The following is a 17,539-nucleotide window of genomic DNA, read 5'->3' as shown; positions in this document are numbered from 1 at the left end:
CCCGGCCAGGCCTGATCGCACCCGATCCAGCCCCCGGCTACCGCTGAGGGGTGCCCCAGATCGGCCGGAGCCCCCGTTCAAGGGTTCACGTTGACCGACAACACCTTCATCAAGGCTTTCCTCTCCCTTCACCGCGGCCTGCCCCGGCAGGGCCCCGGCTCCGACGCCACCACCCGGCACCTGCTGTCCCTGTGCGGACCGCTGCCCGAGCGGCCGCGCGTCCTCGATCTCGGCTGCGGTCCCGGCCGCAGCGCGCTGCTCCTCGCCGAGGAGGCGGGTGCGCTCGGCGCCGAGGTGACCGCAGTCGATCTCCACGAGGGCTTCCTCGACGAGGTCCGCGCGGCCGCCGCGGTCCGCGGGACCGCCGATCGCGTCCACGCCGTCAAGGCGGACATGGGCGCTGTCCCCTACGAGGATGGTTCCTTCGACCTCGTCTGGGCGGAGGGCTCCGCCTACAACATCGGCTTCGACACCGCGCTCGCGCGGTGGAAGCGGCTGCTCGCGCCCGGCGGCACGCTGGTGCTGACCGAGTGCGAGTGGACGGCCGAGGAGCCCTCCGCCGGGGCCCGCGCCTTCTGGGACCGGCAGTGGGACCTCAAGAACCCGCTGCGCTCCACTACAGGCAACCTGGCGTCCGCCCGGGCCGCCGGGTACCGGGTGCTCGGCGTCCACCACCTGCCCGACTCCGACTGGGACGAGTACTACGGCCCCCTGGCCGAGCGCGTGCGGACCGCCGATCCCTCGGCCCCCGGGATGCCGGCCGCGCTGGCCTCGACGCGCGAGGAGCTGGACGTACGGGCCAGGTACGGGCACGAATACGGGTACACGGGCTATGTCCTGCGCCCGCTGACCGCCGGCGACGGCGGCGCCCGGCCGGCGTGACGGATGGTCTGCCCCCCGCCGTTATCACCCGGCGGGGGGCAGACATGCGCGGATCACCGAAGTGGGGACAAGCCGCCTCAGTACGGCAGACTGAAGGCCGAAGTCCGAAGCGAAGGATGGGTATGCCGACCACACCAGCCACCGCCGCGAACAGCGCGTCCACCGGCACCGGCACTCAAGAAGCGATCATGCTCGAACTGGTCGACGAGTCCGGCAACACCATCGGCACGGCGGAGAAGCTCTCCGCCCACCAGGCGCCCGGGCAGTTGCACCGGGCGTTCTCCGTGTTCCTCTTCGACGAGCAGGGCCGCCTGCTGCTCCAGCAGCGCGCCCTGGGGAAGTACCACTCCCCCGGCGTCTGGTCGAACACGTGTTGCGGTCACCCCTATCCCGGGGAGTCGCCGTTCGCGGCCGCGGCCCGGCGGACCTACGAGGAGCTGGGGCTGTCGCCCTCGCTGCTCGCGGAGGCGGGGACCGTGCGTTACAACCACCCCGACCCGGCATCGGGTCTGGTGGAGCAGGAGTACAACCACCTGTTCGTCGGGCTCGCGCAGTCGGAGCCGCACCCGGATTCGGAGGAGGTGGGCGACACGGTCTTCGTCACCGCCGAGGAGCTGGCCAAGCGGCATGCCGAGGTGCCGTTCTCGGCCTGGTTCATGACCGTGCTGGACGCGGCCCGGCCCGCGATCCGCGAGCTGACCGGGGTCGCGGCGGGCTGGTAGCCCGCAGCCCTTACCTCGTTCAGGGCGAGGCGTTCAGGCGCCGGGGGCCGGTGAGGTGGGCGCCGGTGCGGTGAGCGGCAGGGCGGCCCAGATGACCTTGCCGCCCGTCGAGGTGTGCTCGACATCGCAGACCCCGCCGGCCTCCAGCGTGATCTCGCGCACCAGGAGCAGACCCCGGCCGCCGGTCTGGCCGAAATCGGCCTCCAGCGCCTTGGGGCGGTACGGGTGGTTGTCCTCGACCGCCACCCGTACCCACTCCCGGCCCACCGCGACCTCGACCGCGACCTCCGGCGAGAGCAGGGCGGCGTGCCGGACCGAGTTCGTCACCAGTTCGGAGACGATCAGCAGCAGGGAGTAGAGCAAGTCCTGATGCGCCGGCACCCCCTGCCGCTCGAGCAGGTCGCGGACAGCGCGACGGGCCTGCGGAACGGATTCTTCTACCGCGGGCGCGGTGAACCGCCACACTCCCTCGTACGCGAGGGGGTCGGCCGGAGCCTCCGGTTCACCCTCCTTGGCTGGCGGGACACTCCCGCTGTCGGTCATCTTCCGGCCCCCGTCTTCGCGCTCGATCGTCTCCACGCGTCCAGAGTGGGGAACCACCTGGTCCGGACCGGACCGCTGACCAGAAGTCAGCGTCAATCGGACACTTTCTGACCACTGGCGTATGACAGAGTCAGTTGTTGGACCGTTCCTGATCCTCTGGTGCGCCCTTCTCGGGCGCCTCCCGGACCTCGTCCCCCACACCCGGCTTCGGCGGCCCGGGATAGCATCCGGCACATGGACGCATCCCTCCTCCACACGGTGGCCGACGGGGTCGCCACCGTCGTCATCTCGCACCCCGTCAAACGGAACGCCATGACCGCCGCCATGTGGCGCGCGCTCCCGGAGCTGCTGCCGGATCTCGCGGCGGACCCGGCCGTACGGGTACTGGTGCTGACGGGGGCCGGCCGGACCTTCTGCGCGGGGGCGGACATCTCCTCACTGACGGGGGACGAGGATCCGCAGGCCCTGGCGGTGGCCGCGGAGGAGGCCCTGGCGGCCTTTCCGAAGCCCTCCCTGGCCGCGATCCGCGGTTTCTGTGTGGGCGGCGGCAGCCAGCTGGCGGCGGCGTGCGATCTGCGGTTCGCGGAGGAGGGCGCCTCGTTCGGGGTGACCCCGGCGAAGCTGGGCATCGTCTACCCGGCCTCCTCCACCCGGCGGCTGGCGCGGCTGGTCGGCCCGGCGACGGCCAAGTACCTGCTGTTCTCCGCCGAGTTGATCGACGCGGAGCACGCCCTGCGGGCCGGCTTCCTGAACGAGCTCCTGCCGGCCGGCCAACTCGACAAGCGGGTCGCCGACTTCGCCCGCGTCCTGGCCGGGCGCTCGCAGCTGACGCAGGCGGCGGCGAAGGAGTTCACGGACGGCCGCACGGACCGGGACGCGCACTGGGCGGCGCAGGCGGCCGGAAGCGGCGACACCGCGGAGGGTGTCGCCGCGTTCCTGGAACGCCGTACGCCGTCCTTTACGTGGACTACAGCGGGCTGACCGCGCGCAGTCGCGCGACGATCTCGGCCGGGGCCTTGGCGGGGGAACCGGCGTCGTAGGGCGGCTGCGGGTCGTACTCGGTCATCAGCTGCACGGTCTGGGCGTACGTGTCCCCGGCGATCTTGCCGAGCAGGGTGAGCCCCATGTCAATCCCGGAGGACACCCCGGCGGCGGTGACGTACTTCCCGTCGAACACGACGCGCTCACCGGTGGGCTCGGCACCGAACTGCGGCAGCCGGTCGAGGAACAGCCAGTGGCCTGCGGCCCGCCGCCCGTCGAGCAGCCCGGCGGAGGCGAGCAGCAGCGAGCCGGTGCAGACGGAGGTGGTCCAGGTGGTGGTGGCGTCGACGGCGCGCAGCCAGTCCATGACGGCGGGATTCGCCATCTCCACCTCGGGGTGCGGCCCGCCGGGCACGATGACGATGTCCGGCCGGGTCACCTCGTCGAGCCCCTTGTCGGCGACGAGCGCGAGAGCCCCGTTGTCGGTCCGCACGGGCCCGGGCCGCTCGGAAACGAACACCACCTCGGCGTCCGGCAGCCGGCCGAGGGTGTCGAAGGGCCCGATGGCATCGAGCGCGGTGAATCGGTCGTAGAGCAGTACGGCGATCTGCATGGGCTCCTCCGGAGCGGTTGACGATCTTCCGAGGCGCCGGCCCGGGGCCCGGGCCGGCGAGGTCTGGGGCCGCGAGGCCCGGGGCCGCGAGGCCCGGGGCCGCGAGGCCCGGGGCGGCGGCAGGTCTGGGGCGGCGGCAGGTCTGGGGCGCGGCAGCCCGGGGGCGCGGGGGTGCAGGGCCGCAGGGCCGCCGTGTCAGTCCGCGGATCGGCCGAAGCGTCGGCGGTATTCGACCGGGGACTGGCCCAGGGTTTTCACGAAGGCCCGGCGGAGCGCCTCCGGTGTGCCGTATCCGCACGACCGGGAGATCTGCGCCACCCCTTGCGCGCTGTCCTCCAGCAGCCGCCGGGCATGCTCCACCCGCACCCGCTCCACGTACCGCCCCGGCGTGACCCCCGTCTCCGCCTGGAAGGCACGCGCGAAGTGGCGCGGGGACAGGCGTGCCCGCGCGGCCAGGGACTCGATGCTCAGGTCCCCGCCCGGATGCTCCGTTATCCACTGCTGGACATCCCGCAGCGGCTCCCGCCGGGCCGTCTGCGCCGCCAGCTGCGCGCTGAACTGTGCCTGGTTGCCCGGCCGCCGCAGGAACACCACCAGGTGCCGGGCGATGAGCAGCGCCGCGTCCCGCCCGCAGTCCTCCTCCACCAGCGCCAGGGCGAGGTCGATCCCGGCCGTGACCCCGGCGGAGGTCGCCACCCGTCCGTCCCGTACGTAGATCGGGTCCGGCTCGACGGTGACGGCCGGGTAGTCCCGTGCCATCTGCTCGCACGCGTTCCAGTGCGTGGTGGCCCGGCGCCCGTCAAGAAGCCCGGCCTCGGCCAGCAGCAGCCCGCCCGTGCACACGGACACCAGTCGCTCGGCGCCACCCCCGTGGGCGCGGAGCCAGTCGGTGAGCCGCGGCTCGAAGTCGCCCGAGTACCGGCCCCCGGGCACCAGCAGCGTGGTCCCGGGGCCGGGCCGCTCGCTCTCCAGGTCGCCGTCCGGCACCAGCGTCAGCCCGCTGTTCGACCGTACCGGCGCCCCGCCCGGGGACACGGTCCGGATTCCGTACCCGGTCCGGCCCGGGACGCGCGCCGCGGCGGCGAACACCTCCACCGGACCGGTCACGTCCAGGCTCTGCACCCCGTCGTAGAGGACGACGAGCACGTTTCGCAGCGTCATGGCCTCATGGTGTGACGCCGGCCCCGATGGCCGCAATGACAGACATCCCACCTATCCGGCCATCCGTGGACCCGGCGGCCGGGACCGGCGGCCGGGAGCAGCGGCCGGGACCGGCGGCCGGGAGCAGCGGCCGGGACCGGCGGCCGGGACCGGCGGCCGGGACCGGCGGCCGACCTCGCGCGGATAGGATCGGCACATCATGACTGCAACCCTCGTCGCCAAAAACCTCACCGCCGCGCACGGTGAGCGCACGCTCTTCGCCGATCTCGACCTCGTCGTCGCCCCCGGCGACGTCATCGGCCTCGTCGGCGTGAACGGCGCCGGGAAGTCCACCCTGCTGCGCCTGCTCGCCGGGCTGGACACGCCCGAGACCGGCGAGCTGAGGCTCTCCCCGCCCGGCGCGGCCGTCGGGCACCTGCCCCAGGAGCCGGAGCGCCGCGCCGGCGAGTCGGTACGGGAGTTCCTGGCCCGCCGCACCGGCGTCGCCGCCGCGCAGGCGGAACTGGACGCGGCCACCCAGGGCCTGGTCGACGGCACCCCCGGCGCGGACGACGCGTACGCGGAGACGCTCGACCGCTGGCTGAACCTCGGCGGCGCGGACCTCGACGAGCGGGCCCAGGAGGTGGCCGACGACCTCGGCCTCGCCGTGGGCCTGGACCTGCCGATGTCCGCCCTCTCCGGCGGCCAGGCGGCCCGCGCCGGCCTCGCCTCCCTCCTCCTCTCCCGCTACGACGTCTTTCTGCTGGACGAGCCCACCAACGACCTGGACCTCGACGGTCTGGAGCGGCTGGAGCAGTTCGTGAAGGGCCTGCGCGCGGGCACGGTCGTGATCAGCCACGACCGCGAGTTCCTCACCCGGACCGTCACCAAGGTCCTCGAACTCGACCTGGCCCAGCAGCAGATCAACCTCTACGGCGGCGGTTACGACGCCTACCTGGAGGAGCGCGAGCGGGCCCGCAACCACGCCCGCGAGGAGTTCGACGAGTACGCCGACAAGCGCTCCGCGCTCGAAGGCCGGGCCCAGATGCAGCGCGGCTGGATGGACAAGGGCGTCAAGAACGCCCGCCGCAAGGCCACCGACAACGACAAGATCGGCAAGAAGTTCCGCAGCGAGGCGAGCGAGAAGCAGGCCTCCAAGGCCCGCCAGACGCAGCGCGCGATCGAGCGCCTAGATGTGGTCGACGAGCCCCGCAAGGAGTGGGAGCTGCGCATGGAGATCGCGGCGGCCCCGCGCTCCGGCTCGGTGGTCGCCACCCTGCGCGAAGCGGCCGTCCGGCGCGGGGACTTCCACTTCGGTCCGGCCAGCCTCCAGATCGACTGGGCGGACCGCGTCGCGATCACCGGGGCCAACGGCGCCGGCAAGTCCACCCTGCTCGCAGTCCTGCTCGGCCGGCTGGCGCCGGATTCCGGTGCGGCCACCCTCGGCTCCGGTGTGCTGGTCGGCGAGGTGGACCAGGCCCGCGGGCTGTTCCTCGGCGACGAACCGCTGCTTGAGGCCTTCTGCGCGGCCGTCCCGGACACCGAGCCGGCCGAAGTCCGCACGCTGCTGGCCAAGTTCGGCCTGAAGGCGGCCCACGTACTGCGCCCGGCGGCCACCCTCTCGCCCGGCGAGCGCACCCGGGCGGCCCTGGCGCTGCTCCAGGGCCGCGGGGTGAACCTGCTGGTGCTGGACGAGCCGACGAACCACCTCGATCTCCCGGCGATCGAGCAGCTGGAGTCCGCCCTGGACGCCTACGAGGGCACCCTGCTGCTGGTCACCCACGACCGCCGGATGCTGGACGCCGTCCACGTGACCCGCCGCCTGGAGGTCGCGGACGGCAAGGTCGTCGAGCTGTAGGGCCCGCCCCGCCGATGGCGCCGGGCCCCGCGGCTACTCCGCCGGTGCCCGGCGCGTGCGGGCCATCCTGCGGGCCACGAACGCGCGCGGGAGGTGCCGGGCGGCGGCCGCGTACACCTTGTAGCGCCGACCCGTGATGCTGACCGGCCGGCGCAGGGCCAGATCCCGCAGGGCCTGGGCCACCACGGCCTCCGGCTCCAGCCACACCGCGTCGCGCAGGGCGCTGACGTCCATGCCGGCGCGTTCCTGGAACTCGGTGCGCGTGAATCCGGGTACCACCGCGAGCACCCGGACCCCGTAGGGCGCCATGTCGACCCGCAGGGACTCGCTGAAGGCGGTGATCCAGGCCTTGGCGGCACCGTACGTCCCGGTCGGCAGCAGTCCGGCCACCGAGGAGACGTTCAGCACGGCGCCCCGGCGGCGCTCGCGCAGGCCCGGCAGCAGCGCGTGGGTGAGCCGCAGGGGGACTTTCACGAGCAGGTCGAGCATCCGCTCCTCGTCCTCGACCGGGCTGTACGGGAACGGCGCCGGCAGTCCGAAGCCCGCGTTGTTGACCAGGATGTCGACGGGCCGCACCGCGTCGGCGAGCCGCTCGGCGACCGCGGCGCACTGCACCGCGTCCAGCAGGTCGGCGGGCAGCACCTCCGCGGCCACCCCGAACTCCCGGCCGAGCTCGTCGGCGACCGCTTCGAGGCGGTCCTTGTCGCGGGCGACGAGGACCAGGTCGCAGCCCTTGGCGGCGAAGCCGCGGGCGAAGGCGGCGCCGAGTCCCGCGCTGGCCCCGGTGATCAGAACGGTGGTCAAGAGACACTTCCCTGTGGTTCGGTGCTCGGGGTCCCGGGTCCGGTGGGCCGTCACGGCGTGAAGGCCGTGGTCGCGGGCGAGCCGTAGGCCTGGGCGACGTCCATCAGGAACCTGGCCTCGTCCTCCAGGTCGCCGCCCTCCGCCGAGGACTGGATCGCGGACGGCAGCTCCAGCGCGACCGCCTCGCCCGCCTGCTGCGGCAGCCCGGCGAGTTTCGCGTGCCGCGCCTCCTTCAGTACGCAGGCCAGCGCGGCCGCGGTGCGCCGCTGCTCGGGAACCCCGCTCCCGGCGACATGGCCGCGCGCGAGCTCCGGGACGCCCGGGGCGACGTACTCCCCCAGGATCAGGATGGCGTCGCGGGTCTCGATGACCTTGCGGTACACCACCATGTTGCGCGGTACCGGCGGCCACAGCAGTTCCAGCAGCCGCCCGGCCCGCGGCTTGGTGAGGGCGACGTGCGGGACGGCCTCGACCAGGTCGCGCCACAGCGGCCAGAGCCGCCATGCGGTGGTGATGTCGGCGGTGGTGCGGCGCAGGGCGAACAGGGTCGGCACCAGGATCGCGGCGGCGCGCAGCAGGCCGTGCAGGTTCATCATCAGCGGCAGGGCGGGCATCGCCCAGGTGCTGTCGAAGAGGGCCTTGAGCAGGTAGGCGAACCAGAACAGGCCCGCGAGCGCGGTGCCGAGGCCGAACAGCCGCAGCCCCAGGGACAGTCCCCGGCTGTCGCTGCGCCGGCTGTAGCGCCAGCAGATGAACACGCAGATGGTGTTGGCGGCCAGGTGCGCGGAGATCAGCACCAGCCAGTACGCGAGGGAGGGCACCGGGTCGCCGACGGGCGGCATGGTGTGCGTGCCGTGTGCGGGCGCGGCCGCGTCGAGCACCACGAGGGTGGTCAGCCAGACCACCGTGCCGACCCAGGCGCCGAGTTGGAGCCGGCGGCCGCGGGTGGCGGCGGCGACGAAGTAGAGCACGGCGCCGGCCGAGAGCACGCCGATGAGGTTGCGGATGAGGCCGATGGTGTGCGCGTAGCCGGGATCGCGTTCCATCGCGTACGTGACGACGGCGGGCAGGTTCAGGGTCATCGCGGCCGCCGCGGTGGCGACGGCGAGCCACAGTCCGCGCTGCTGCGGGGAGCGCAGGGCGCCGGGGGCGCGCAGCAGTACCGCGATCCACAGGGCCACGACGCTGGGGACGGCGAGCCAGTTGCCGAGGTCGGCGAGGTCAGCTGCCATCGTGCGGCCCCCGCTCGTAGCCCATGGCGGATTCCAGCCGGGCCAGGGTGCCGCGGGGGGTGCCGGCGAGCGGGCCGGTGCCCGAGGTGCGGATGCGGATCATGCTGGCCAGCATTTCCGCCTCCTGCTCCTGGCGGGTGGTGTAGTTGGTGCGGCCGAGGACGGTCGGGACGCGCCCGTCGGTGTCCTCGCCCTCCAGGGAGTGGTGGCCGAAGAGGATGTGGCCGAGCTCGTGGAGAACGATGTGCTCCCGGTGCAGCGGGGTGGTCTGGGCCTCGTAGAAGACGTAGTCCACGGTGTCGGTGCCGACCCACAGTCCGCAGACTCCGGACTCGGCCGCCTCCTTGGGGAGCGGGTGGAGGCGGATGGGGCGTCCGCGCTGCTCGGCTATTCGGTCGCACAACGCGTCGAGAGAAAAGGGATGTGTCAGATCCAGATGGCCGAGAATCATCTCGCAGCGTTTGCGCAGGTTGAGTTGCCGGTGGGACATGTGATCCCTCTTCGGACCCTTTCTCGGGCAGCGTCGGTAGGCGTGCGTGGGCATGGGCATGGAGTCCTGCGCCTTCAAGGCGGCCTCGGGGGTACGGTCCTGGAGGGGGAATACGGAAGCCCGTTCGCCAGGTGACGAACGGGCGTTCCACCATGCCTACAGATCTTGTACAGGGGTTGGCAAGGAACGCCCCTGTACGAGGTGCCTATTCGGCCACTCCCCTACGCCGTGCCGGGCGCGGGGGTGGCCGAAGGTCGCTGCCTGTGGCCGCCGCTCAGCGCTTGCGGCGCTCCTCGGGGCCGGTGAGGCCGGCCCGGCGCAGGGCGTCGGCCATCGCGCTGTTGGCGGGAGCCGGGGCGGTGCCGCCCTGACGCTGGCCCTGGCCTTGCCCTTGCCCCTGGCCCTGGCGCTGGCCTTGACCCTGACCCTGACCCTGACCCTGGCGCTGGCCTTGACCGCCTTGACGCTGGCCCTGACCGCCCTGACCCTGGCCCCGGCCGCCCTCGCGGGCGCCGCCCGCGCCGCGCTGCTGCGGGGGACGGCCACCACCGCCGCGCCGCTCCTCGCGCTGCTTCGGCGCACCGGCGGAACGGTCCGCCTCGTCCTCCAGCCGCAGGGTCAGCGAGATCCGCTTGCGCGGAATGTCCACCTCCATGACCTTCACCCGGACGATGTCGCCCGGCTTGACCACGTCGCGCGGGTCCTTGACGAAGGTCTTCGACAGCGCCGAGACATGCGCCAGGCCGTCCTGGTGGACTCCGATGTCGATGAAAGCGCCGAAGGCGGCCACATTGGTGACCACTCCTTCGAGGATCATCCCGGGGGCCAGATCGCCGATCTTCTCCACGCCCTCCTTGAAGGTCGCCGTCTTGAAGGCGGGACGCGGGTCGCGGCCCGGCTTCTCCAGCTCGCGGAGGATGTCGGTGACCGTCGGCAGGCCGAAGGCCTCGGTGACGAACTGCTCCGGCCGCAGGGTGCGCAGTACCCCGCTGTTGCCGATCAGGGCCGCCACCTCACTGCCTGCGGTCTTGCCCATGGCCCGGACCACCGGGTAGGCCTCGGGGTGCACGCTGGAGAAGTCCAGCGGGTCGTCCCCGCCGCGGATCCGCAGGAAGCCCGCGCACTGCTCGTACGCCTTCGGGCCGAGTCTGGCCACGCCCTTGAGGCCCTTGCGGCTGCGGAACGGGCCGTTGGCGTCGCGGTGCGCCACGATGTTCTCGGCGAGGCCGCCGCTGATCCCGGAGACCCGGGACAGCAGCGGCGCGGAGGCGGTGTTGACGTCCACGCCGACGCCGTTCACGCAGTCCTCGACCACCGCGTCGAGCGAGCGGGACAGCTTCACCTCGGACAGGTCGTGCTGGTACTGGCCGACGCCGATCGACTTCGGGTCGATCTTGACGAGTTCGGCCAGCGGGTCCTGGAGGCGACGGGCGATGGAGACGGCGCCGCGCAGCGACACGTCCATGTCCGGGAGTTCCTGCGAGGCGAAGGCGGAGGCCGAGTACACGGAGGCGCCGGCCTCCGAGACCATCACTTTGGTGAGCCCCAGCTCGGGGTGGCGGGTGATCAGGTCCCCGGCCAGCTTGTCCGTCTCGCGGGAGGCGGTGCCGTTGCCGATGGCGATCAGCTCGACCGCGTGCTCCTTGGCGAGGCGGGCCAGCTTGGCGAGGGACTCGTCCCACTTGTTGGCGGGGACGTGCGGGTAGATCACGTCGGTGGCGACGACCTTGCCGGTGGCGTCCACCACGGCGACCTTCACACCGGTACGGAAGCCCGGGTCGAGGCCGAGCGTGGCGCGGGTGCCGGCGGGGGCGGCGAGCAGCAGGTCGCGCAGGTTCGCCGCGAAGACCCGTACGGCCTCGTCCTCGGCGGCCTGGCGCAGCCGCATTCGCAGGTCGATGCCGAGGTGCACCTGGATCTTCGTGCGCCAGGCCCAGCGGACCGTGTCGCCGAGCCACTTGTCGCCGGGCCGGCTGTGTTCCGAGGGGGCCCTGATGCCGAAGCGGCGGGCGATCAGGCCTTCGTACGTGGACGGCCCGGGGGTGTCGGAAGGCTCCTCCGGCTCCAGGTTCAAGTCGAGGACGTCCTCCTTCTCGCCGCGCAGCATGGCGAGGACGCGGTGCGAGGGCAGCGCGGTGAAGGGCTCGGCGAAGTCGAAGTAGTCGGCGAACTTGGCGCCCGCCTCCTCCTTGCCCTCGCGGACCTTCGCGGCGAGCCGGCCGCGGCCCCACATGCGTTCGCGCAGTTCGCCGATCAGGTCGGCGTCCTCGGCGAACCGCTCCGTGAGGATGGCCCGGGCGCCCTCCAGGGCGGCGGCCGGGTCGGCGACGCCCTTGGCGGCGTCGACGAACGCGGCCGCGGCGGCGGCCGGTTCCACCGAGGGATCGGCCAGCAGGCCCTCGGCGAGCGGCTCCAGGCCGGCCTCGCGGGCGATCTGCGCCTTGGTGCGCCGCTTGGGCTTGAAGGGGAGGTAGATGTCCTCCAGCCGGGCCTTGGTGTCGGCCGCGTTGATACGGGCCTCCAGCTCGGCGTCGAGCTTGCCCTGCTCGCGCACGGAGTCGAGGATCGCCGAGCGCCGGTCCTCCAACTCGCGCAGATACCGCAGCCGCTCCTCCAGGGTGCGCAGCTGGGCGTCGTCGAGCATCTCGGTCGCTTCCTTGCGGTAGCGCGCGATGAACGGCACGGTGGAGCCGCCGTCGAGCAGCTCGACGGCGGACTTGACCTGCCGCTCCCGTACGCCGAGCTCCTCGGCGATCCTGCCTTCGATGGACATCGTCGTCACTGTGCGGTCCCGCCTGCCTTCGTTTGCGTGGAAGGCTGCCAATTGTGGCAGGTGCCGCCGACAGAGGTCGGGAACCCCGGATGCCCGGGCCCGGGCCGGGCCGCGCCGGGCAGCGCCGGGCCCTCAGCCCTTGCCGAAGAGGTCGCCGGGGAAGGCGCCCGCGCCGATGGCCTGCATGACGAAACCGCCGCCGAGTTCAGCGAGCCGGGCCAGGCCGTCCGCGCCGAGGTGCTCGTAGGGGGCCGCGTCCAGGCGGTCGGTGTCGGCCTCCACGCGTTCCCGTACGGCCTTGCCCTCCTCGGTGAGCTCGCCGTCGGCGTCGAGGATGCCGCGCTCGCGCAGCCGGTCGGCGGCGGCGTCCAGGTGGGACTGCTCCCAGCCGCGGACGGCCTTGTTCATCTTCGGGCTCATGCCGCGGCCGGTGGCGGTGTGGCTGACCAGCGCCTCCAGCGGGTCCAGGCCGGCGAGGAGCAGGGCGGCGAGGTGGCCGTCGCCGCGGTGCTCTCGCAGCAGGGTGGTGGCGTGCCAGAGGCGCAGGTGCGCCTCCTCGGGCACGGGGAGGTCGGCGTGGGCGGAGTAGAGCGGGCGGGCGTGCCGGGTGCAGCCCTCGGTGGCGCGCATGGCCAGGTCGGCGGCCTCGGCGAGTTCGGGGGACTCGATGGTCTCCTCGCCGAGCAGCCGGCGCAGCGTGCTGTCGGCGGCGCGCAGGCGGGCGGCGAGGGCCTGTTCGGGCGTGATGGTGTCCCAGACGGCGGGCACGTGCCGGGCGACGAGTTCATGACGGTAGCTGTAGAAGGTGGCGGTCACGGTCCCGGCGTCCACGGCACCCATGGCGGCGGACCGGGAAGCGAGGTTGACGGCGACCCGTTCGGTGACGCCGAGGGCGGCGAACTCCTTGGCGAGGTCCGGCGAGAAGTAGATGGTGGTGTGCAGCGGGTTGATCGCGGTGTGCCAACAGCGACGGGCGGCGAGCTGAGGAATCGACATGCCAGTCAGGTTACCGACTGCTTAGTATGCAGACCATAGGCGGTATCACGCCACTCGGCTGCTGCTCGCAAACCCATCACCACCAGTCTGCTCGATCCCAGGGTGACCCTGTTCTTTCTGGCCGTTCTTGCGCGGTTCATCAGCTCCGGCACGGGCGATCCGCGCGGCCGGATGCGGCTCCTGGGGGCCGTCTTCCTCAGCCTCGGCGCCCTCCTCGACCTCGGCTACGCCTGCGCGGGCGGCGCGGGGTCGCACTCGGTGCGATCGCCGCGCCGCCCGGCGCCCCGTGAACCCTGTGACGGCCGAATGGCGATCATGTGACAACAGGGGCCATGGACATGACGTGGGATGCCGGGCGTGAATACGGTCGAACGACGGCACCCCCGAACAGAACTGTCTCCCCTACCACTTGGAGCTCTTCGTGCATCGCAAAGTCATCGCCCCCAGCGTGCTCGCCGCCTCCCTTCTGCTGGTGATCCCGGCGTCGGCGGCGAGTTCCGGTCCGGGCGCCCCGGGTATCGGCGATCCCTACTACCCGGCCAGCGGCAACGGCGGATACGACGTGTCGCACTACGACCTGCGCCTGAAGTACGAGCCGAAGACGGACCTGCTGGAGGGCACGGCCACCCTCCTCACCACCGCCAAGCAGGACCTGTCCCGCTTCAACCTCGATTTCGGCCTCCAGGTGAGCGAGATCCGGGTCAACGGCGCCAAGGCGAAGTTCGCCACCTCCGGCGACCACGAGCTGGAGGTGACCCCCGCCCAGCCGCTGCAGAAGGACAGGCAGGCGACGGTCGTCGTCAAGTACGCCGGCAAGCCCTCCGAGTTCAAGGTCGACGGCTGGTCGGCCTGGCAGCGCACCCCGGACGGCGGAGTCGCCGCGCAGGAGCCCGACTCGGCGGTCTGGTGGTTCCCCAGCAACGACCACCCGCTCGACAAGGCCACCTTCGACATCTCGGTCAACGTCCCCGACGGCACCCAGGCGATCAGCAACGGCGTGCTCCAGTCGCAGAGTTCGCGGCTGGGCTGGACCCGGTACAACTGGCGCTCCAACAAGCCGCAGGCCACGTACCTCGCCACCCTCGCCATCGGCAAGTTCGACGTCACCACCGACAAAACGGCGAGCGGGCTGCCCATCCTCAACGCGTACAGCAAGGACCTCGGCGACAACGCGGGCGCGGCGCGCGCGAGCGTGGAGCGGACCGGGGAGGTGGCCGAGTGGCTGGAGGGGGTCTTCGGGCCGTACCCCTTCAACGCGCTCGGCGGCTACGTTCCGAACGTGCCCAGCGGCTTCGCGCTGGAGACCCAGACCCGGCCGTTCTACAGCCCGCGCCAGTTCTCGAACGGCGCCAACGTCTCGGTGGTCGTGCACGAGCTGGCCCACCAGTGGTACGGCGACAGCGTGTCCGTCGACGGCTGGAAGGACATCTGGATCAACGAGGGCTTCGCCCGCTACAGCCAGTGGCTGTGGTCGGAGAAGGAGGGCGAGGGCACGGCGCAGGAGCTCGCCGACTGGGCGTACGGGCTGCGCCCGGCGGAGGACCCGTTCTGGCAGGTCAAGCCCGGCGACCCGGGTGCGGAGAACCAGTTCCACGGGGCCGTCTACGATCGTGGCGCGATCGCCCTTCAGGCGCTGCGCAATGAGATCGGCGACGAGAAGTTCTTCCAGATCCTCAAGGGCTGGCCGACGGAGCGGGCCTACGGCAACGCCAAGGTCGGGGACTTCGTCCGCTACGCGGAGAAGGTGTCGGACAAGCCGCTGGCCCAGCTGTTCGAGACCTGGCTCTACACCCCGGGCAAGCCGGCCTTCGCCCCGCCGGCCACCCAGTCCCCGAGCGCCCGTTCCCTCAAGGCCCCCGCCGCCAAGCCGGTGGAGCCGAAGTCGTGGAAGAAGATCGCCGAGACGAACACGATCCACGAGCACTGAGCCCCGGCCCCGGCGTCGGCCCCGGTCCCGGCCCCGGTCCCGGCCTCTGGCGTACGAGGTCCCGCGCGCCGGCGCCCCTCAGCGGGCGCCGGCGCGCCACCGGGCCCGCGCCTCGCGGGCGATGGGCAGGTACCGCAGCCGCTCCGGGAGCAGCGGTACGAGGAGCCGTACGGCCGTGCTGAACCGCCGGAGCCTGCGCTCCTGGGCCGGGCTCCACTCCAGCCCGATGGCGGCGCGGGCCTCGGGCGGCATGTACCCGACGGTGACGAAGGCCCGGAAGCGCAGGAACAGCGCCCGCAGCACCGGCCACGTCACCCGGAGCAGCAGCCGCACGGCGGGCGCTCCGCCCTCGGGGCGGGGCAGCGGCACATCGGTGGCGACCAGCTCGCGCGCGACCTCGGTGGGCTCGATCTCCTCGGCCAGCATGCGGCCGTAGTACTCCCAGTACTCCTCGATGGTCTGGGGCATGTCCCGGTCGTGGAGGCCGAGGATCCGGCCGACCTGGAGCCACTCCCGGTAGAGCTGCCGTTCCTGGGCGGGGGTGAAGGGCCGCAGCAGGTAGCGGCCGGCGTACAGGTAGATCGGGAAGCCGGTGGCGTGCACCCAGGAATAGCAGGCGGGGTCGAGGGAGTGGTAGCGCCGCCCCCGGGTGTCGATGCCCTGGATCTCCCTGTGCAGCCGGCGCACCCGGCGGCCCTCCTCGGCCGCCTCCTCCCCGCCGTACACCCACAGCTGGACGGATCGCAGCGAGCGCTCGCCGCGCCCCCAGGGGTCGGTGCGGAAGACGGAGTGCTCGTCGACGCCGGCGGCGATCGCCGGGTGCGCGACCTGCATGGTGAACGCGGCGGGCAGCATCAGCAGCGCCCGGATGTCCCCGGAGATGGTCCACAGCACCCCGCCGGGGGCCGGCGGCTGGGGGCCGGGGCGGCCGGCGCCGGGGGCTCGCTGCGCAGCCCGCGGACTCCGCTCGGCCGGTTGCTCCGTCGTGCCCATGTGCGCTCCCCCAGGCTGTAGCCCTCTGTTCCGGCGGACCGCGTCCGTGCCGGACTGCCGTCCTCCCAGTATGGCCGCTGGCCGGGGGCTTCCCCCGGCCGCCGGAGGGGTGCATCCTGCGGCCATGAACCTCGACCCGCTGGTCCTGCTGGAGGCGCTGACGCCGACGCTGCTGCTGATCGCTGCGGTCACCCTGGCCGGCGTCAGCGTGTTCGCCGCCTCGGTGTTCGGCCTGCTGCGGTTCGGCCTCCGGGCCCGCGAACGCCGTCGCGGGCCCGCCGGGCGCGGTGACCTGTCCTCCTTCACGTGGACGTCCACGGAGGACTGATCGGCTCCGCATTCCGGGGGCGCCCCCACGATGTCCTGGGCCGGACAGAAAGTCTTGTCACGGGTGTTACCCAGAGGTAACCGCGGCTGCTTGGATGACGGAGTCGATCTCCCCCCGCAGGAATGATGGAGACCTCATGCTGCTCACCTCGCACCGCCGCAACCGGGCCGCAGCCACGGCCGTCGCGGCGATCGCCGCCGGCACGCTGGCCGTCACCACCGCGCCGGCCGCCACGGCCGCCGAGTACGCCGCCGCCCCGCGGCTCAGCGTCCTGTCGTACAACGTGTTCCTGATGAGCAAGAACCTCTACCCGAACTGGGGCCAGGACCACCGCGCGTCGGAGATCCCCAAGGCCGCCTTCTACCAGGGCCACGACGTGGTCGTGCTCCAGGAGGCCTTCGACAACGGCGCCTCGGACGCGCTGAAGGCCAACTCGGCCGCGCAGTACCCGTACCAGACCCCGGTCGTCGGTCGCAGCAAGACCGGCTGGGACGCCACCGGCGGCGCCTACTCCTCCACCACCCCGGAGGACGGCGGCGTCACGATCCTGAGCAAGTGGCCCATCGTCCGCAAGGAGCAGGTCGTCTACAAGGACGCCTGCGGCGCCGACTGGTGGTCCAACAAGGGCTTCGCCTACGTGGTGCTGGACGTGAACGGCGCCAAGGTGCACGTGGTCGGCACCCACGCCCAGTCCACCGACCCGGGCTGCGACGCGGGCGAGGCGGCGGAGATGCGCGCCCGCCAGTTCAAGAACATAGACGCGTTCCTGGACGGCAAGAACATCCCGGCGAACGAGCAGGTCATCGTGGCGGGTGACATGAACGTCGACTCCCGCACCCCCGAGCTCGCGTCCATGCTGGCCAATGCCGACCTGGCCGGCTCCGACACGCGCACGGGCCACCCGTACTCCTTCGACACCGCGCTGAACTCGATCGCGCACTACCGCTACCCGACCGACCCGCGCGAGGACCTGGACTACGTCCTCTACCGCAAGGGCAACGCCCGCCCGGCGGGCTGGGAGAACAACGTGGTCAAGGAGGATTCGGCGCCCTGGACGGTCTCCAGCTGGGGCACCTCCTACACGTACACCAACCTCTCCGACCACTACCCGCTGATCGGCAGGTAGCCGGACCGGCACGTCGCCGGATCAGCACAGCGCCGGATCAGCACAGCGCCGGACCGGCACGGCGCCGGACCGGTACAGCGCCGGACCGGCACGGCGTCACGGACCCTCACCGCACCCGGCCCGTCCGCCGG

17 protein-coding genes are annotated in these 17,539 nt (G+C 72.5%); 8 read left to right on the top strand and 9 right to left on the bottom strand.

Features of this window, described 5'->3' with window-relative positions; translation table 11 throughout:
* Window positions 1-90 precede the first annotated feature (90 nt).
* Together J7I97_RS23135 and idi are read left to right on the top strand one after the other, a co-directional pair.
* The gene (locus J7I97_RS23135; RefSeq protein WP_214937948.1) at window positions 91-882 is read left to right on the top strand and encodes a cyclopropane-fatty-acyl-phospholipid synthase family protein; all 792 of its coding nucleotides are present in this window, start codon (window positions 91-93) and stop codon (window positions 880-882) included.
* A gap of 122 nt (window positions 883-1,004) precedes the next feature.
* Window positions 1,005-1,604, top strand: coding sequence for an isopentenyl-diphosphate Delta-isomerase (gene idi / locus J7I97_RS23130; RefSeq protein WP_214937946.1), 600 nt, complete (start codon window positions 1,005-1,007; stop codon window positions 1,602-1,604).
* A gap of 33 nt (window positions 1,605-1,637) precedes the next feature.
* On the opposite strand, the gene J7I97_RS23125 is transcribed toward idi, so the two are convergent.
* Window positions 1,638-2,147 (bottom strand): ATP-binding protein, encoded by a 510-nt coding sequence (locus J7I97_RS23125; RefSeq protein WP_251051663.1) that lies wholly within the window; start codon window positions 2,145-2,147, stop codon window positions 1,638-1,640.
* 234 nt (window positions 2,148-2,381) lie between these two features.
* On the opposite strand from J7I97_RS23125, the gene J7I97_RS23120 reads away from it, so the two are divergent.
* Window positions 2,382-3,128, top strand: a complete 747-nt coding sequence (locus J7I97_RS23120; RefSeq protein WP_214937942.1) for an enoyl-CoA hydratase/isomerase family protein — start codon at window positions 2,382-2,384, stop codon at window positions 3,126-3,128.
* On the opposite strand, the gene J7I97_RS23115 is transcribed toward J7I97_RS23120, so the two are convergent.
* Together J7I97_RS23115 and J7I97_RS23110 are read right to left on the bottom strand one after the other, a co-directional pair.
* Window positions 3,115-3,741, bottom strand: a complete 627-nt coding sequence (locus J7I97_RS23115) for a DJ-1/PfpI family protein (protein ID WP_214937940.1) — start codon at window positions 3,739-3,741, stop codon at window positions 3,115-3,117. The genes J7I97_RS23120 and J7I97_RS23115 overlap by 14 nt on opposite strands.
* Before the next feature lie 195 nt (window positions 3,742-3,936).
* The gene (locus J7I97_RS23110) at window positions 3,937-4,902 is read right to left on the bottom strand and encodes a GlxA family transcriptional regulator (RefSeq protein WP_214937938.1); all 966 of its coding nucleotides are present in this window, start codon (window positions 4,900-4,902) and stop codon (window positions 3,937-3,939) included.
* A 199-nt stretch (window positions 4,903-5,101) separates the two neighbouring features.
* On the opposite strand from J7I97_RS23110, the gene J7I97_RS23105 reads away from it, so the two are divergent.
* A complete protein-coding gene (locus J7I97_RS23105) occupies window positions 5,102-6,739 on the top strand; it encodes an ABC-F family ATP-binding cassette domain-containing protein (protein ID WP_214937936.1) in 1,638 nt (545 codons plus the stop codon).
* A 33-nt stretch (window positions 6,740-6,772) separates the two neighbouring features.
* Here J7I97_RS23105 and J7I97_RS23100 read toward each other — a convergent pair whose 3' ends face one another.
* The 5 genes from J7I97_RS23100 to J7I97_RS23080 all read right to left on the bottom strand — a co-directional run bounded on the left by J7I97_RS23100 (window position 6,773) and on the right by J7I97_RS23080 (window position 13,034).
* Window positions 6,773-7,543, bottom strand: a complete 771-nt coding sequence (locus tag J7I97_RS23100) for an SDR family oxidoreductase (RefSeq protein ID WP_214937934.1) — start codon at window positions 7,541-7,543, stop codon at window positions 6,773-6,775.
* Between the two features lie 50 nt (window positions 7,544-7,593).
* Entirely contained in the window at window positions 7,594-8,775 is a 1,182-nt protein-coding gene (locus J7I97_RS23095) for an MAB_1171c family putative transporter (RefSeq protein WP_214937932.1), read from the bottom strand.
* A complete protein-coding gene (locus J7I97_RS23090) occupies window positions 8,765-9,265 on the bottom strand; it encodes an ImmA/IrrE family metallo-endopeptidase (protein WP_214937930.1) in 501 nt (166 codons plus the stop codon). The genes J7I97_RS23095 and J7I97_RS23090 overlap by 11 nt, the downstream gene beginning before the upstream one ends.
* A 274-nt stretch (window positions 9,266-9,539) precedes the next feature.
* On the bottom strand, window positions 9,540-12,038 hold the full coding sequence (locus J7I97_RS23085; protein ID WP_214937928.1) for a Tex family protein: 2,499 nt from the start codon (window positions 12,036-12,038) through the stop codon (window positions 9,540-9,542).
* A gap of 132 nt (window positions 12,039-12,170) precedes the next feature.
* Window positions 12,171-13,034, bottom strand: a complete 864-nt coding sequence (locus J7I97_RS23080) for a hypothetical protein (protein ID WP_214937926.1) — start codon at window positions 13,032-13,034, stop codon at window positions 12,171-12,173.
* Window positions 13,035-13,136: 102 nt separating this feature from the next.
* Here J7I97_RS23080 and J7I97_RS23075 point away from each other — a divergent pair, with 102 nt between their 5' ends.
* Together J7I97_RS23075 and J7I97_RS23070 are read left to right on the top strand one after the other, a co-directional pair.
* On the top strand, window positions 13,137-13,355 hold the full coding sequence (locus J7I97_RS23075) for a hypothetical protein (RefSeq protein ID WP_214937924.1): 219 nt from the start codon (window positions 13,137-13,139) through the stop codon (window positions 13,353-13,355).
* Between the two features lie 100 nt (window positions 13,356-13,455).
* Window positions 13,456-14,961, top strand: coding sequence for a M1 family metallopeptidase (locus J7I97_RS23070; protein ID WP_214937922.1), 1,506 nt, complete (start codon window positions 13,456-13,458; stop codon window positions 14,959-14,961).
* A gap of 78 nt (window positions 14,962-15,039) precedes the next feature.
* On the opposite strand, the gene J7I97_RS23065 is transcribed toward J7I97_RS23070, so the two are convergent.
* The gene (locus J7I97_RS23065; protein WP_214937921.1) at window positions 15,040-15,954 is read right to left on the bottom strand and encodes an oxygenase MpaB family protein; all 915 of its coding nucleotides are present in this window, start codon (window positions 15,952-15,954) and stop codon (window positions 15,040-15,042) included.
* Between the two features lie 124 nt (window positions 15,955-16,078).
* Here J7I97_RS23065 and J7I97_RS23060 point away from each other — a divergent pair, with 124 nt between their 5' ends.
* Both J7I97_RS23060 and sph read left to right on the top strand, forming a co-directional pair.
* Window positions 16,079-16,282: a hypothetical protein gene (locus tag J7I97_RS23060; RefSeq protein ID WP_214937919.1), complete on the top strand. Its 204-nt coding sequence runs from the start codon at window positions 16,079-16,081 to the stop codon at window positions 16,280-16,282.
* Window positions 16,283-16,418: 136 nt separating this feature from the next.
* A complete protein-coding gene (gene sph, locus J7I97_RS23055) occupies window positions 16,419-17,408 on the top strand; it encodes a sphingomyelin phosphodiesterase (protein ID WP_214937917.1) in 990 nt (329 codons plus the stop codon).
* Window positions 17,409-17,539 lie beyond the last annotated feature (131 nt).

It is taken from the genome of Streptomyces sp. ISL-87 (genome assembly GCF_018614095.1).
In the GTDB taxonomy this organism is placed as follows: domain Bacteria; phylum Actinomycetota; class Actinomycetes; order Streptomycetales; family Streptomycetaceae; genus Streptomyces.
The sequence above is the reverse complement of the archived record's forward strand: the minus strand, read 5'-3'. Positions and strand labels throughout refer to the sequence as shown.

Bases quoted from the DNA above. Each gene is read 5' to 3' on its own strand.
- idi (WP_214937946.1), top strand. From the start codon at position 1,005: ATGCCGACCACACCAGCCACCGCCGCGAACAGCGCGTCCACCGGCACC.
- J7I97_RS23125 (WP_251051663.1), bottom strand. From the start codon at position 2,147: ATGACCGACAGCGGGAGTGTCCCGCCAGCCAAGGAGGGTGAACCGGAG.
- J7I97_RS23120 (WP_214937942.1), top strand. From the start codon at position 2,382: ATGGACGCATCCCTCCTCCACACGGTGGCCGACGGGGTCGCCACCGTC.
- J7I97_RS23115 (WP_214937940.1), bottom strand. From the start codon at position 3,741: ATGCAGATCGCCGTACTGCTCTACGACCGATTCACCGCGCTCGATGCC.
- J7I97_RS23110 (WP_214937938.1), bottom strand. From the start codon at position 4,902: ATGACGCTGCGAAACGTGCTCGTCGTCCTCTACGACGGGGTGCAGAGC.
- J7I97_RS23105 (WP_214937936.1), top strand. From the start codon at position 5,102: ATGACTGCAACCCTCGTCGCCAAAAACCTCACCGCCGCGCACGGTGAG.
- J7I97_RS23095 (WP_214937932.1), bottom strand. From the start codon at position 8,775: ATGGCAGCTGACCTCGCCGACCTCGGCAACTGGCTCGCCGTCCCCAGC.
- J7I97_RS23090 (WP_214937930.1), bottom strand. From the start codon at position 9,265: ATGTCCCACCGGCAACTCAACCTGCGCAAACGCTGCGAGATGATTCTC.
- J7I97_RS23085 (WP_214937928.1), bottom strand. From the start codon at position 12,038: ATGTCCATCGAAGGCAGGATCGCCGAGGAGCTCGGCGTACGGGAGCGG.
- J7I97_RS23080 (WP_214937926.1), bottom strand. From the start codon at position 13,034: ATGTCGATTCCTCAGCTCGCCGCCCGTCGCTGTTGGCACACCGCGATC.
- J7I97_RS23065 (WP_214937921.1), bottom strand. From the start codon at position 15,954: ATGGGCACGACGGAGCAACCGGCCGAGCGGAGTCCGCGGGCTGCGCAG.
- J7I97_RS23060 (WP_214937919.1), top strand. From the start codon at position 16,079: ATGAACCTCGACCCGCTGGTCCTGCTGGAGGCGCTGACGCCGACGCTG.
- sph (WP_214937917.1), top strand. From the start codon at position 16,419: ATGCTGCTCACCTCGCACCGCCGCAACCGGGCCGCAGCCACGGCCGTC.